Annotated in this window: 8 protein-coding genes; 1 reads left to right on the forward strand and 7 read right to left on the reverse strand. The window is 61.4% G+C overall.

Annotated features, from left to right (window positions below; translation table 11 throughout):
- Window positions 1-39: 39 nt before the first annotated feature.
- Window positions 40-1,155 (reverse strand): radical SAM family heme chaperone HemW, encoded by a 1,116-nt coding sequence (hemW, locus tag VSP_RS11305; protein ID WP_029190356.1) that lies wholly within the window; start codon window positions 1,153-1,155, stop codon window positions 40-42.
- A 53-nt stretch (window positions 1,156-1,208) separates the two neighbouring features.
- On the opposite strand from hemW, the gene VSP_RS34980 reads away from it, so the two are divergent.
- Complete coding sequence (locus tag VSP_RS34980) at window positions 1,209-2,234, forward strand: squalene/phytoene synthase family protein (RefSeq protein WP_009960701.1); 1,026 nt, start codon at window positions 1,209-1,211, stop codon at window positions 2,232-2,234.
- 328 nt (window positions 2,235-2,562) lie between these two features.
- On the opposite strand, the gene VSP_RS11315 is transcribed toward VSP_RS34980, so the two are convergent.
- From VSP_RS11315 to VSP_RS11340, 6 genes are all read right to left on the reverse strand, one after another.
- Window positions 2,563-4,137 carry an NAD(P)/FAD-dependent oxidoreductase gene (locus VSP_RS11315; protein WP_157210842.1) on the reverse strand — a complete coding sequence of 525 codons (1,575 nt, stop codon included), beginning with the start codon at window positions 4,135-4,137 and terminating at the stop codon, window positions 2,563-2,565.
- A 33-nt stretch (window positions 4,138-4,170) separates the two neighbouring features.
- Window positions 4,171-5,625 carry a cation:proton antiporter gene (locus tag VSP_RS34985; protein WP_009960703.1) on the reverse strand — a complete coding sequence of 485 codons (1,455 nt, stop codon included), beginning with the start codon at window positions 5,623-5,625 and terminating at the stop codon, window positions 4,171-4,173.
- Window positions 5,626-5,720: 95 nt separating this feature from the next.
- Window positions 5,721-7,001 carry an NAD(P)/FAD-dependent oxidoreductase gene (locus VSP_RS11325; RefSeq protein WP_009960704.1) on the reverse strand — a complete coding sequence of 427 codons (1,281 nt, stop codon included), beginning with the start codon at window positions 6,999-7,001 and terminating at the stop codon, window positions 5,721-5,723.
- A 185-nt stretch (window positions 7,002-7,186) separates the two neighbouring features.
- Complete coding sequence (locus VSP_RS11330) at window positions 7,187-10,645, reverse strand: SbcC/MukB-like Walker B domain-containing protein (RefSeq protein ID WP_009960706.1); 3,459 nt, start codon at window positions 10,643-10,645, stop codon at window positions 7,187-7,189.
- A 35-nt stretch (window positions 10,646-10,680) separates the two neighbouring features.
- Window positions 10,681-11,376 carry a DUF4194 domain-containing protein gene (locus VSP_RS11335; RefSeq protein WP_009960707.1) on the reverse strand — a complete coding sequence of 232 codons (696 nt, stop codon included), beginning with the start codon at window positions 11,374-11,376 and terminating at the stop codon, window positions 10,681-10,683.
- 59 nt (window positions 11,377-11,435) lie between these two features.
- Complete coding sequence (locus VSP_RS11340) at window positions 11,436-12,917, reverse strand: Wadjet anti-phage system protein JetA family protein (RefSeq protein ID WP_009960709.1); 1,482 nt, start codon at window positions 12,915-12,917, stop codon at window positions 11,436-11,438.
- Window positions 12,918-13,516 lie beyond the last annotated feature (599 nt).

The raw sequence follows: 13,516 nt of genomic DNA on the forward strand, positions 1-13,516 counted from the left end.
CATTCCTAATTTAGAATTCCTAATTCATCAGGGTTGCCTCTATTCGTCCGGCAGCAGTTGTTCTGCAATTCTGTCGGAGAGGGCTTTGCCGGCGCGGGTGAGGATCACCCGGCTGGCCGTGGCGGTCACGAGGCCCTCGGTGACCAGCATCGTCAGGGCTTCGGTTTGGGAAGGCGCGACGCGCTCGCGGCTCATGCCTTCGGCGGTACGCAGTTCCAGGGCCACACGTTCAATGAGCCACTGGCGGTCGCTGAGTTCTTCGGATTCTGTGATGGGCAGACGCCCTTCCTGGACAAGACGAATGTAGCCTGCGGTATCGGAGATGTTCTTCCATCGTACCCGTTGGACGGTGGAGCTGGCGGAAGGGCCGAGGCCAAGGTAGTCGGCGCCTCGCCAGTAGGCCTGGTTGTGCACGGAGCGATGGCCGGGGCGGGCGTAGTTGGAGATCTCGTAGTGCTCGAAGCCGGCAGCCTCGAGGATGTCCATGGTGGACTGGAAGTGGTCAGCGTCACGGTCCTCATCTGTGTCCAGCACACCGGCCTGAAGCTGGGAGAGGAACTCGGTGTCCTCCTCATAGGTCAGATTGTAACACGACACGTGATCGGAACCCAGCGAAAGCGTTTTCTCCAGGCCGGCGTTCCAGACCTTCAACGTCTGGCCGGGGATGGAAAACATGAGATCAACGTTGAGACTGGGGATGCCGGCTTCACGCAGGATCTGAAAGGTCTCGGCGGCTTCATCCGGCGCGTGATCCCGGCCCAGCAGCTTCAAGGTGGGTTCGTCCCAAGCTTGCACGCCCAGGCTGATGCGGGTGACACCCAGTTCCTTCAGCAAGCGGGCCTTGCTGGCGCTCACCGTTTTGGGATTGGCCTCCAGGCCAAACTCATCGAGAACGCTGCCGGATGCGGCGGCAGCTTCCTTTAATCCCGTTAGCAGGTCGGCCAGATGCTTCTCGCTCAACGCGGTCGGCGTGCCGCCACCCAGATAAATGGTGCGGGCGGTTACTGGCATGGTGCGCTGGTGCAACTCCAGTTCCCGGAGCACAGCCTTTACAAAGGCTCCCATATCTGTGCCGCCCAGGGTGTGTTTATAGAAACTACAGTATGGGCAGATCCGATGACAAAAGGGGATGTGAAGGTAAAGATGAGACGGCAAGAGACAGAATCAGATTTCGGATTTAAGATGGAACAAGGAGAAATGTCCAACCAATGAATGGAGCAGAAGAACTGGGCGGGAAACTGCTGGAGGGGGTGTCCCGATCCTTTTATCTCACGCTCAAGGCACTGCCGCAAGGATTGCGAGAGCCGCTTTCCCTGGCGTACCTGCTGGCGCGGGCGGCGGACACCATGGCGGATACGATCCAGGTGCCCGATGCGGTGCGTTTGACCTGCCTGGCCGAGTTTGAAAGGCGGGTGAGACTGCCGCTGCGTGATCCGATTGCCGAGGGGGTGCTGGTGGCCCGCTTGCTGGTGGATTTTGTTCCGCATCAGGAGGATGCGCATGAGGCGCGTCTTCTGGAGCGCCTGCAGGAGGCTATGAATGCTTTCCACGTGTCTCCCGAGGGCCAAAAGTCTGCCATGATGGGGGTGCTGGGCCCCATCATCCAGGGGCAGATGCTGGATATACAGCGCTTTCCTGGAGACGGACAACTGCGTGCGCTGGCAACAACCCGCGACCTGGATGACTATACCTACCTGGTGGCTGGCTGTGTGGGGGAGTTCTGGACGCGCTTGTGTGCGACGGAAGCAGAGGGCTCCTTCAACGAGGGGGTGAGCCTGGATGAGATGGTCAAGCGGGGCATCCGCTATGGAAAGGGTCTGCAACTTGTGAACATTCTGCGCGATCCTGGGAAGGATCTGAAACTGGGGCGGTGCTACATTCCTGAAGAGGCGCTCCAGACCGCGGGGCTGAGTGTGGCGGCGGTGCAGGCGGATCCGGCAAAACTCATGCCGCTCTTGACGCCGTGGAAGAAGCTGTGCCGTGAGCACCTGCACGAAGGCATGCGATATCTCGATGAAGTGAGCAACAAGCGCCTGCTCTATGCCACGGCCTTGCCGTTGCTGTTGGGGATCAAGACGCTGGCACTGATTGAGGCCGCAGACTGGCCCACCCTGCAAGCGGGTGTGAAAGTGTCCCGCGGGGAGGTGAGCAAGGTGCTGCTGGAGGCGGGTATGGCGGTGCTGCGAAAGGGAGGGATGAGAAAGCTGGCGGAAAGATATTTCGGGGGTCGGTGAACCGGTGATTCGGTAATCCAGTGATTCGGTAAAACGGTAACTCAGTGGATCAGAGGTGTGATGCCGTGAGTGTGGTCATCAGCGCGCCAGCGTCTTGGAGTACGGTGGCTTGACACCGTTTTCTGGCCGTGGGCGGAGATTGCCAACCTAGCCGTCTCAGCGAAGCCTATCGTGCGAGCCGTTTTCACCCGGCGGCTGCATCTACATGGTTCGTCCGCTTTCTCGACTGGCGAAAGCGGTGTCAAGCCACCGACACTCCAAGACGCTTCGCGTGTTTGGATGCTGGTGGGCAATGATATGCGATAAGGCCTATGCCCCCCTCGCCGAACTACGCCGCAGGCGCTGGCTTCGTGGCAGGTGCTTTCTCGATCAGCGGCGGGCCTTCATCAGGCTCAAGCCAGCTTCGCCAGCCTTCTTTGATCTCCAACCAGGCCCATTCCGCCAGGAGGGGGAAGAGACGCAGGGTGTCACTACGCTTGAGCATGAAGCCGGGGATGAGGCAGCGATTGGCTTTGTTGGTGCGGCCGAGGGTGCCGACGCGGCGACGGCGGCGGGCGATCTTCGCAAAGCGCCGATTGTAGGTGCTCATCAACTTGGAGAAGATCACGCCGCTGGGCGGGGAAAAAGGAGGGGCGTAGAGGGCGGTCTCCCCGTGATTGTAAGGAGCCTCCACGACGCCCCAGTAGTAGAGGCCGAGGTCGAGGCGGAAGGCGAGGCTCATGAGGTCGAACTCACCCATGTATTCGTACTTGTCCTTGTAGAGGGACTCAAACCAGCGGCGGTGACAGACGCTGAAATCGCGGTTGTACTTCACCACCAGTTCGGTCATGGGTTTGCCATTGTGTTGCTGGGTGATGAGATTGGCAGCGCTGCTGGTGGTGAAGGAGATCCAGTCCATGCCCGGACTGTAGAACGGGTCCATGAACGCGGCCGCATCACCCACGAGCACAAATCCGTCACCGGCAAAGGTGGTGCTGTAGTAGGCCAGATTGCGACGCCAGTGGACGTCCTCCTCGTCATACTCCGCGTCGGCCAGCATTTCCGAGGCCACAGGGTGTTTCATGAGGAAGGTCTTCAGACGATCTGCGACCTTGCCGCCGTCTTGGGGAAAATCGACGATGCGCTGGTCAAACACCACGCCCACACTGACGGAGCCGCCTTTCAGGGGGATCCACCAACTCCACCAGCCGTCGCCAATGATGTGGTTGGTGGCGGTATTGCGAATGCCGTACACGGCGCGGGACCATTCAGGATATTTTTCCGCCAGTTCGCGGGAGTCCCAGTCTTTGACATTGGTCCACCGGGACCAGGCTGCGGCCGTGGGGTGCTCGGTGTTGCTGCGCCACCAGCCATTTTTCCGCGCCAGCACGGCTGCCAGACCGGAGGCGTCCACGATCCAACGGGTGCTGACGGTGCGCTTCTGGCCCTGGTGGCTTACGTCCAGCGTCTGCATGCCACCGTCGTTTAGTGTCACATTCGAAACGGTGGCAGGGCGGATGATTTCGGCACCGGCCAGCCCGGCCCGGCGCAGGACCTCCTCATCAAAGGTGGAGCGGTCGAGCTGGTAGGAGGCGATGCGGGAAAGGTACTTGGCCCCAAGCTCGCTGGCTTCAGAGACATTTTTGACCTCTTCGTTCTTGAACCAGAAACGCAGGCCCTGCTTTACGAGCTGATTCTCATTGAGGTACTGGGTGAGGCCGAGCACGCGCCCCATGAAGAAGGCGCTGACCTCCACCGTGGCCTCGCCCACACGACGTCCCAGTTTCTCTGATTTTTCTACAATGAGGAGCCGGACGCCGGGATTGTGCCGGAGGATCAGCGTGGCGGTGGCGGCACCGGAAAGGGCACCGCCAATGACGACGACATCGTAGGTGGAGTCAGAAGAGGGGGGCTCAACTTGCATGGTCTTTTTCATGCCACAATCATTGCGTTTTGTCTACGTCCGGGCGGGGTGAGGCTGACCATCGGGCTCGGCCGACTTCTGAGCGCCGAACCAGGTGAGCAGCGGGCCGGTCAGGGCGGTGGTGGCCAGGGCCATGATCACCAGCATGGTGAAAACGCGGTCGGATAGAATTCCCAGTTCAAAACCGATGTTGAGGGCGATCAGCTCCATCAGGCCCCGGGTGTTCATGAGGGCTCCCAGTTGGAGAGAGTCGCGCCAGCCCATGCCGGTGAGTCGGGCGGTGAGGGCGGTGCCGCCCAGTTTGCCCAGTGACGCCACAGCAATGATCAGCAGGCAGAGCAGCCAGCCCGACCAGTCGTTCAGCAGCCCGATCTGCGTGCGAAGCCCCGTGAACGCGAAGAAAAGGGGAAGCAGGAGGACGGAGCTGAAGTTCTCAATTCGAACGTTCAACTTGTGACGGAACCCGTGGGCGTGCGGCATGATGGCACCGGCGAGAAAGGCACCGAACAGTGCGTGAATCCCGATGACCTCGGTGCAGAGCGATGCTGCGACCACAATGCACAAGACGGTGGCCATCACGCCCTTTGAGGGATCCTCCGCCTGGAGGCGTTTTTCTCCCAGCAAGCGGGGCAGGCTTGGACGGATGACGAGAACCATGATCCCGATGAACCCTGCTATGAGCAGGAGGTTCAATGCCGAGCCCGTGATGCTGGTAGAGCGGGCAATGGCGACGACAAAGGCCAGGATGCTCCAGGCAGTGACGTCATCCACGGCGGCGCAGGTGATGGCCGTGCTGCCCAGGAAGGTCTTCGTCATGCCGCGTTCCTGAAGGATGCGGGCCAGCACCGGAAAGGCGGTGATGCTCATGGAGATGCCCATGAAAAGAGCGAAGGCCATGAAGGTGGCTCCTTCAGCCGCCATGCTGGTATAAAGGAAATAGGCAAGCACCACTCCCAACAGATACGGGAAGACGATGCTGGCGTGGCTCACCACCACCGCCGTGTGCGCCTTGTTCCGTACATGTCCGACGTTGAGATCCATTCCCACGGAGAACATGAAGAGACACACACCCACCTGGCTGAGAAGTTTGATGGTGCCCAGTGAATCCGCCGGGAAGACAATGTGGAAGAGATCGGGCGTCAAATAGCCGAATAATGAGGGGCCGAGAAGAATGCCGGCGGCCATCTCTCCCACCACTGAAGGCTGGCCCATGAGGGTGAACAGCTTCCCCACCAGCCGTGACGCCGCAATGATGACCACGAGCTGAAGGAACAACTGGCTGAGAGGATTCTTGAAATGTTCCTCCAGGTTTGCCACCATGGCCTCACCCGCGGACTGGGTGGCGGGGGGGGCAGCGTGAGCTGCTGATGCTACGTGGGAGCTAAATCCTTCTGAGGCGGGCAGGTTGGCACCAGTATGAATAACCGCAAAAATGGCGGCTGAGGCGATGGTCAGGATAAGGACATAAATCACGGAGATGCGATTCATGGGGAGCAGGGGAGGGGGAGATAGGTTGACGAAGCGCGCGAAAAAAGGCCCGCCTCCTCCTTTGGGAAAGGCGGGCCTCGCATGCTTCAAAAGCGTCAGGATGTGGCGGCCAGCTCGGGAGTCTTCACCTCGGGTTCGCCGAGGGGGAGATCGTCTGGCAGGGGCACCAGCTCGCGGATTTGATCCCAGAGGACGCTGTAGTCCTTGTTCACATCGCCGCTCAGACAATCGGTCACGGCACCTTGGGCATCAGGATGATTGCGGATAAGCTGGCCAAAGCTGAAGTTGGGGTCATAGAAGGCGTACACGAGCTTCCGCATGTTCTCCACACCCTGGCGGAGCTCCTGGGAGTACTTGGTGAAGCGGGCAGGGCCGAGGTCGTTTTCCTTGAGCGCCTTGCTCACCTCCTCCCCGGCCAGGACACCGCTCTTCATGGCAAACATAAGGCCGCTGCTGAACACAGGATCCAGAAAGGCAAAGGCGTCGCCCACGAGGAGGAGGCCATCGCTGCCACAATGCCTGGCGTGGTGGGTGTACTCACTGGTAATGTGGTACTGCCCCACCTGCTGGCCGTGGGACAGGGATTCCTTGATCCACACATTCTCTTCCACCTCGCGCTTGAAGATGCCTTCGGCGTCCTTGATGCCGTCTCGGGAGAGGTACTTGCCCTCTGCCACCACCCCCACACTGACCATGTCATCGTGCTGGGGGATGTGCCAGAACCAGCCTTTGTCCTTCACAAAGGCCACTGTGGTCTGACCTTCATCAATGCCCGGTTCACGGCGTGAGCCTTTGTAGTAGGTCCAGACGGCCACCTTGTTCAAGTAAGGGTCACGCACGCGCCAGCCGTTGCGGACGGTGGTGAAGGCTTCCTTGCCCGTGCAGTCCAGAGTGATGCGGGCGTGATAGTCCGTGATGGTGCCGTCGTGGCTCTGAGCGCGCACCCCAATGACCTTCTGATCTCCGTCACGCAGCAGTTCGAGGACTTTGGTCTGCTCCTTCACCTCCACACCCTTCTCTCGGGAATTGTCGAGGAGGATCTGATCGAACTCCGAGCGCAGCACCTGCCAGGTGGAGGCGACGGTGTCCTTGTCATAGCGGTTGAAGAAGTAGAACGGCTGGCTGGTGCGGCCATGAGGGGGCACGAAGCAGACGCTGTACTTGTTCACGAAGTGGGACTTCTTCATGCGCTCCACCAAGCCCAGTCGCTCCAGCGGGAAGTAGGTGAAGGGGATGAGGGACTCGCCAATGTGGTAGCGGGGGAACTTCTCCCGCTCCAGGAGGAGCACCTTGTGACCTTCCTCTGCGAGGATGGCCGATGAACTGGAGCCTGCAGGACCGCCGCCAATGACAATGACATCGTATGAGGTGCTCATGCGTGAATGTGGACCAGGTTTTTAATGCCGGAAATGACATTTTGGCATGGGTGTTATGCCGGGTTGATATGAGGGATCAAGGGGTAAGGGAAGAGGGAGAAGGGGCTCAGCCAAGTGACCCACAAGCGGTTGCGAGAATCCCCGGCCAGCGCGTTGCGCCAGGGAAACCAAGAACCAAGAACTTTTTACGCCTTATGCTTCTCCATCCACTCCTTGCCTTCTGGGGTGTCGCTGAAGAGGACGCTGGGGACGTTGCGGATGCCGCTGCGATTCCCTGAGCGTTCTTCGCGTTTGGTGATGACGATGAGCTCGTCACAGAGGCTGAATGCGTAGGGGATGTTGCCGCTGGACATGGAGAACACGCCCTGGAGGTCGAGTTCGCCGATGGCGCCGATACAGTCCTGAATGCGCTCGCCGGAGAGCTTGGAGAAGGCTTCGTCAATGGGGACGAGGGCGAGGGAGGGCTCTTTCCAGCGCGTCTCATGCCGGTTGTAGGCGTGCAGGTAACTGGCGAGGATGGCGACGAAGTAGGGGCTCTGGTTCTCGCCCCCGCTCATCTTGCGGCCTTGCTTGTCCACATCGATGGGCGGTGCATCCGGATTGTGGATGTCTGTGATCTGGAGCTTGTAGTCGTAGTACTGGCGGTAGTCCAGCAGGCGGGCCGCCTCTGGAGTGTTGGCATGGTGGACGAGGGTGTTGAGGAATGAGTCCAGGGCCTGGCGAAGCTCTCCGCCAATGCTGTTGTAGAACAGGCCGTCTTCCTGGTGAAGCGCGTTGAGGTCGATGAGTTCGCGGTAAAACTTGAAGTCCGGGTTGGGCTCGCGGCGGATCTTGTAGAGGTCCCGGCCAATGGGGCGCTTGAGCTGCTTGTTGAGGAGGAAGATGATGTCCTCCACCCGCTTGAGCGCGCGCTGCATGCGGCTGAGGACCTGGGTGCGGAAGAGCGTCTCCCAGCGGGCCTTCTCAGACTGGGCCTTCTTTTCGTACTCAATGATGCTGGCCCCTTCGATGCGGGCAAGCACCCGCTCATACGGAGCAGCGGTCCGGCCGTCTTCGGGCAGGTCGTCGAACTTGGGCTGGAAGGTTTTCTTGAAGTCCGTCATGGCCTGTTTGAGATCGCCTTCCGAACGGATGGCCTCCTCACTGGCGGCGGCGCGGGCTTTCTCGAACTCGCGGGCCATGACGTCCGACACCATGTACCGGTTGCGCATCTCCTCGCGCCAGGTGCGAAGGCGTTCGAGGTGCAAGGAAATATCCACCTGCATCTTGGTGCGGGTGAAGGCCTCCAGGCTCTCATTGAGCTCCTGGCGGCGCTTGTCCAGCATCTTCTCTGTCTGCTCAATCTCGCGGTGGCTGCCTTTGCCGACGATGTCGAGCTTCTCGCTGTTCCATGCGCGGATGCGGGGTTGCCATTCCTCCGCCTGCTCGGCGATGGAGGCGTAAGCAGAGGTGTCCAGATCGGCGAGGGTGCGACGGGCTTTCTCCAGGTTGGACTCCATCTCGGGCAGCGTCTCCAGCTTGCTGAGATCCTGCACCATGCTGTTGTGATCCGGGATCATCTGGGGCAGGAGGTTGATTGACTCCTGAACTGCGCGCTCGATGGGCTCAAGCCGGCGGATCTGTGCCTCGACTTCCTTCAACTGGCTGGCCTTGATGTCGCGCTGGCGTTGCAGGCCGCGCTGACCAATGAAAGGCAGTCCGTCATAGTGGCGGGCGCGGCGGGCCTGGGCGTCGCGCAGGGTGAGGCCGTCTGGCAGGATGGCGGCGGAGTGTTTTTCCAGCTCTGCCAGCGTCTCTACGCAGATCATGCCGCCAAAGAGGTGGTCCAGGATGGCGCGGGCCACGGCGTCGTCGGTCTCAATCTTTTCAGCGAGTGATCCCGGTAGGACCTCCCGTGACAGGGCCAGCGCGCGACGGGGGTGAATGAGGGACTCGGCCGCTGCGAGCACGCTCTGTGAGGCGGGCTTGAGTTCGTGGTAAATCTTCAGCGCGTCCTCGTAGTGCTGCTCGGGAACCACGATGGAGAACTTGTCGGTGAAGGCCACTTCCAGCGCCTCGCGCCAGCGTTCGTCCGTCACTTCACAAAGGTCTCTCAGAGCCCGGGCAGTGGGCTCGCCTGGGAGGCGGGGGAGCCGCTCATTGAGCGTGTGCAGCAGTGGCTGAGGGATCGGCGGCAGGCCGGAACGCAGGGCGGTGAGCTGCTGGCTGAGCTCTTCCTCATGACGACGCAGGGACTGGAGCTTCTGCGTCTCATTGCTCACGGAGCGGCGCAGGTCCTGGCAGAGTTGCTCTGCGGCCGCACGCACGGCGGAGAGAGCGTTGAAGGTGGCGTGGGCTTCGCAATCATCCAGGGTGCGGATGGCCTTTTCCATCGCACGGCCATCCAGAGGGGCCACGATGGAGGCGGCCCGCATCTTCTCCAGCCACTCGCGGGCGTTGTCCACACGTCGGCGCAGGCGGTCTTCCACGCGTGCTTGCAGGCTGCTGAGGCTTTCCACGCGCCCTTCCAGCTCTTTGACCTGGGCGCTGAGCTGGCCGTAGAGACGACCCTCGGAGGTCTCATTGAGCACGGCCAGCAGACGCTCACGCTCGGCGGTGGCTTGCTGGATCTGGCGGTCAAGTTCGTCCAACTGGGCCTGCTCCGCTGCATGGGCCACCTTCAGATCTGCCAGTCGCTTTTCGCCGCTCTCCACCAGTTGCTTGGCGTGCTCATGAGAGAGCTCGCCATGAAGATAGCGGGCCACATCGCGGTCGCGAATGGAGGACTCGAGCTTTTGAGAGAGATCACGGATGCGTTGCAACCGCTCCAACTGGGCGCGGAGAGATTTGAGCTCCTGCTCATAGGATTGGAAGTCCCGATAGCTGGCGGTGACATCCTCCACGGGCACTGATTCCCCAGGGAGCACGAAGCGACGGCAGAAGTCGTCAAAGCTCTTGAGGTTGGTGAAGGACATGGCGCTGGGGAGCAGGCGGTCCAACACTTCGCGGTTGAAATTCAGGTGTTCCGGGTTGCTCATGTCCCGCAGGTACTCGCGGGAGGAGGCAAAGGTGCGACCGGCACGGGCATCAATGAGGGCGCGAAAGGCGGGCAGCTCGCTGGGGCGTTTCTTGCCATCCAGCCAGGCGGTGAGGAAGTCGGCTCGCTCCAGGCTGCCTTTGCAAAAGAAGGGGGTGATCTGGCCGTCGTTCTCGCTGGCATTGCGAAACTCAATGCGCAGGCCCCACGTCTCGATGCGCTGGCCACCTGGCCAGGTGAACTCCAGCGCTACATAGGTGGTGGCCCCTTTGTCGCGATAATAGGTGGGTTGGCCGTTCTCCTCCCGCTTCGTATCGAGCAGGCAGTAGCCCTTGAGTGTGCGGTCACTCTGGGTGCCGGTGGCGCTGCGGTTGAAGTGATGGCGCGCCTTCTCCGGGCCCACCAGCACGAGCATGACCAGGTCCATGAGGATGGACTTGCCGGATCCGGTGAGGCCGGCGAGCACGAGGTTTCCTTTAACCGCCAGGCTGTCCTGGTAACCATACCAGTTGAGCGCATGAATGCGCGTGAGCCGGATGGCGCGGCTGTGGTGGGCGGAGGTGCCTGGCAGGGCGGCTCCGGAAAAGTCCGGGTCATCCAAGGCGGGGGCTCCAGAGGCGGCGGGCATGTTCGGGTAAGGGGAAGAAAAGGGTGGGGGAGGAGCTAGGCTGCGAAGTCGTCTTCCACTGCCCCGAGCGAGCCGGGGGTGGTGTCTGGCACTGCGCCTTCCAGGTCTGTAGTTTCCTCGCGTTTGAAGACGGACGCACTGCGGGTCCAGTCTGCCAGATCCTGAAACGGCACCACGCGGCGGATGGCGGGCAGGACTTCGATGCCGGAATCTTCAAAGGGCTCGGCCAGCGTGAAGCGGATGAGATTGAACCGGGCGGCCTGACGCAGGATCTCCCGCAGGCGGGTGCGGGTGGGCAGGCTGGCGAGGTCCGGGAGAAGCTGATCCTTCAGGAGGGAATTGAGTTCGCCCACGCTGAGCAGTGCCTGAGTCTGGCCTTCATCACGCCACCGCACATCCCCGGCGTACCACAGCGCCAGCCAGATCAACGTCGCGTCCTGACGAAGCCGAAGCTGCAGGCTGGCGATCCGCGGCAGGGCCTGGACCATGCGCTCCTCATGAAGAAGGGCCACGTCCAGCCCCAGCAGGGTGGCGGTCTCTCTCAGCCATTCAAAGTTCTGCCGGCACCAGTGATAGAGGGCCGACTGGCCAGCCTCCAAACCGAGGATGGAGCCGTGCGTGAGCAGCTCCTGAAGCGCATCCCCGAGCTGGGCACGATCCGCCTCCGGCAGACGCAGGAGAGTCTCCGGCGGCTGGTCCACATGGAGGAAGTCGGGATCGTGGGTGGGCATGGATGAGAGAGGGAAAAGGGGAGAGGGGTAAGGGAGAAGGGCTGATTAGGCGCTTCGCGCTACTTTTTAATGAGCCGGAACCGCTCCACTCGGCCTCCCGGGAAGGGATCGAGGGTGGGGGATTCTGTTTCCTCGACCTGGCGGTCGGTTTCGAGGCGGTAGCGGGCGTCGGGAGACTCTGCGTGGAGGATGAGCGCGAGAAGGTCTGCGGTGCTGCGCGTTTCCTCCCATGGCAGATCGGCGCTGGAGATGGCCGCACCTTTGCCGCCGGGCATGTCCGCGACGAAGGCGTTGGCACGGCGGACGGAGAGGGACTCTTTGAGCGCACGCTCCATGTCCCGCAGGCCGGCATCGCGGTCCTCGTCGGAGAGTTCCTCATCCGCCATGGCTTCCTGTTCCAGGGCGGTGCGCCGCTGAGGAGGCTCGTACAGTGAGTCTCGGCCTGCCGGGATCTGGGCCTCCGGCATACGGCAGGGGGGCAACTCGGGCTCGAGCTCCCAATTGCCGGTGAACCGACGGCCTTTGAGCATGCGGTTCACTTGCTCAAAGAACTCGCGCATTTCACCCCGACGTTCACCGGTGACCTCCTGGAGGTAGCGGAAGCGGGCGAGCGAGCGACGGGTGAAGTCGGCGGTGCGACGGTCGATTTCATCCGCCATGGGCAAAACCATTTCCAAAAGGCGGGAGAGTTCGTCCAGGGCGTTCCGCACCTTGGCCCGGGCAGTCTCCGCGCTCATGCCGTCGTGGCGGCGGAGGTACTCTGTCTGCATGGCAGACATGGTGTCGAAGGAGTCCATCAGGCGCTCGCCGATACGACGAACGGCATCTGGCAGGCGGGTGGGCAGGCGGGCGCGGACCAACTCGGCGTAGCAGGTGTGGGCCACCTCCTCGGCATACCGGTCGAAGACCATCTCCAGATTGCCCTTCAAGGTGTCTTCCTCCAACTGCCGCCGGGTCAGGCGCTGCACAGACTTCTGCATGGTGCGCAGCTCATTGAGACCCTGGCGGGCGTAGCTGAGGCAGTTCTCCACCGTCTGCCAGGGGCGCTCGATGATCTCCATCTCGTTGAAAAGGAGGGCGCACACGGCCAGCAGTTTGTCTGTGAAGACGGCAGCGTCCGGGAAGGCGATCTTCCGCAGGGCCATCATCATGGTGGAACTGTGCGCGTCGAAGTACACCCGACGCTGCCAGTCCCGGCGCGGCGGCTCCTCCAGCCAGCGGCAACGCACCAGGTGGTCCAAGACCTGTCGGGCCTTATCCCGGGCGGTCAGGCTGATCGCTTCGAGATCCTCAAACGACGCTGCCGGGGTAGGCTCGCCTTCCGGTGTGAGCGTATCCGGCTGAAATTCAGGGTGATCCGTCAGTATTTCGGCGATCATGGCGATCGCCTCCTCCCGGGCGAGCCCGTCTGGGCGCTCCTCAGATTCCCGGTCCAGTGCCTCCAGCACATCCACATACACCATCGCATTCTTCCCGCTCAAGACGCGGAAGAACGCCAGATCGCGGATTTCGCGAAGCAGGCTCTCGGAGAAGGCGGGCATGGTGGGGAGGTGGGGGTGGAGGGACAGGAAGGGAACACTTGGGCGGGGAGGGGGTCAAGTGCGGGTGAGGGGGAAGTCAGTGCGTCGGTTGGCAGTTGGCAGTTGGCAGTTGGCAGTTGGCGGGGGGAGGGCGCGGAGTACAGGCTTCAGCCTGCGGAAGCTGGATGTAGGCCTGGGCCTGTGGGCCGGAAAGTTGACTTGCACTTGGTGACTGACGCCTCACTGCCATTGGCAGGGACGTGAGCGAAACGATACCCCGGGAAGGTCGTTTGCATTCCTTATCCCTTGCGGGATGAGAGCGAAGGACCTGAAAATGAGGCGGCGGACCGACCTGTGGATTTTGTCAGGCGCCAAGGCGTTCTCGAATCCAGGCCGGGTCACGGCGGCAGTCAATGACGGCCCAGACGACAACCACCTCGTCATCGAAGGTATAGTAGATGGCGAATGGGAAGGTCCTTGCAAATGAGACGATGCTAATCGCGAAAGCCCACCCGATGTATTCCAGCAAAAAAACCTGAGGCTTCTGATATCGGCCTGAATGCTGGCCCGAAAATAGTCACCCAACCCGAGTTACTGGTGTTCATAGAACCAGAAGCCGT

Origin of the sequence: Verrucomicrobium spinosum DSM 4136 = JCM 18804, from assembly GCF_000172155.1 — a bacterium.
Lineage (GTDB): Bacteria > Verrucomicrobiota > Verrucomicrobiia > Verrucomicrobiales > Verrucomicrobiaceae > Verrucomicrobium > Verrucomicrobium spinosum.